At 65.3% G+C, this 1,908-nt stretch carries 1 protein-coding gene; it reads left to right on the top strand.

The window, feature by feature from the left end; genetic code table 11:
• Window positions 1–500: 500 nt before the first annotated feature.
• Window positions 501–1,908 (top strand): hypothetical protein (locus tag ACJ8AT_RS23320; protein WP_407740027.1); only part of this gene is annotated, 1,408 nt, incomplete at its 3' end.

Below are 1,908 nucleotides of genomic sequence, written 5' to 3'. Positions count from 1 at the left end.
TCGCGGTGCTCCAGAAGCAGGTGGCGGTCGTCGTGGTGGCCACCACCGTGTTTGCCTCTGTGCTCGTCAGCGTGGGGCTGGTGGTCGAGATCGTCCGGCTCCTCGTGGATCCGCGCGCCCGGGAGTCCCGGACATGAAGGCGCCCTCCGACGCATGAGCCGAGAGCGCCTGGGGCCACATGAAGGGCGTCACTCCCCCAGGAGAGAAGGCTGCCTTGGGAAGGGCCACCGCCGCGCGTCACTTGGGACACGGCGCGCGTCTGCTCACCCGCTTGGCTCGGGCCAAGGCCCTTCTCCGCCTACTGCTCCCGCGCACCACTTTCTACAGGCCCCTGTCCGTCCGATGCTCCGCCCAGCAAGAGAGCTCCCATTCCGCCTTTACTTCTTCACTCCTGTGAGTTGTAGATTTACGAGGTCAGTCGAGGAAGCGGTGCCGGGCAGCGACTCCGCTTGACCCTCCAGATGCTGGCTGGCAGGGTCAGCGTCCCGGCTGCGGGGCGCATGGCACGAATCGTTCTCATCACGAACGCATGGGGGCCGAAGCACGGCGGCATCAACTCGTTCAACACCGACTTCGCCAAGGCGCTGAGCCCGGTTCTCGCTCCGCAGACGCGAGTCACCTGTGTGGTGCTGGACGCTACGGCCGAAGAGGTGGAGGACGCCGCGAAGCACGGCGTGACGCTCCTGTCGCTGGGGATCAAGGGAGCGGAGCGGGTCGACGAGAGCCGGGCGCTCAATGTGTTCGACGCAGTGCGGCGGAATAGCACGGGCGAGGTCCTGTGGTGGGTGGGCCACGACGTCATCAGCGGCGGTGCGGCCATCGCTCTCCCGAAGCTGGCTGGTCAGGGCAGGTCCGCGCTGCTCCACCACATGAAGTACTCCGCTTACACGGACTACAAGCAGGGCAAGGCGATTGCCGCCAAGAAAAAGGAGGACGAGCAGCGGGCACTCTTCAAGCAGGCCGATGAAGTGTTCGGGGTAGGCCCGCTTCTGCGAGACAGCCTCAGCGATCTGCTTGAAGGCGCGAGAGAGTCGCGGATGATCGTGCCGGGGCTGGCTGAGATCGTGCCTGTGCCCCTCGGGAAGACCTTCAGCGGCATCACCTTTGGCCGCCTCGATCCCGAGAACGACCGTATCAAACAGGGCCGTCTGGCCATCGCTGGCTTCGCCGCCGCCTGTCGCGAGGCGAACGCGAAGCCGCGTGAGCCGGAAGCCCTGCGGGATGAGCCGGTGCTGCGAGTCATCGGGGTTTCACCGGCGAGCGAGGAGGAGAAGGAGCTTCGCGTCTTCGCGCGAGAGAAAGCAGGGCGCGTGGTCACCCTGCACTCACTTCCATATGAGGGGGACCGTACCCGGCTCTTCGATCAGCTGAAGCGCTCCAGCTTCGCGATGATGCTGTCCTGGCACGAGGGGTTCGGGCTCACCGGCTGGGAAGCGATCGCTGCCGAGGTGCCGCTCATCGTGAGCACGAAAAGTGGCCTCTACAAACTCGTCAAGGAAAAGCTGGGTGCCCCGGGGGTGGCTTGTCTCATGGCCGTCACGGTGCGTGGCGGACTCGGAGACCTCGCCGATGGCGACGAGGAGAACTTCGATCCTGGAGACGAGCAGGATGTCTGCCAGGCCATCCTCAACATGGCCCACGAAATCGAGCGTCGAAAGGAATACGCCAAGACGCTCCGGACCTTGTTGTCGGCGCAGAGTGACGGCTACACGTGGGCGAACTGCGCGCGGAGCTTCGCGGACGCACTGGGGCTGCCGAACCACCCAGAAGGTCCCACTCCTCCCTCGGCCGCTGTGCCCCCAGCCGTATTGTCGACGACTCCTGCTCCAGAGCCCTCCACTGGGACACCGAGTCCACCTGCTCCGGAGCTATCTCTCCTCGAACTCAAGGAGCCGAGCTGGAATCCTG

Origin of the sequence: Hyalangium sp. (assembly GCF_045802625.1) — a bacterium.
Lineage (GTDB): Bacteria > Myxococcota > Myxococcia > Myxococcales > Myxococcaceae > Hyalangium.
The sequence above is the reverse complement of the archived record's forward strand: the minus strand, read 5'-3'. Positions and strand labels throughout refer to the sequence as shown.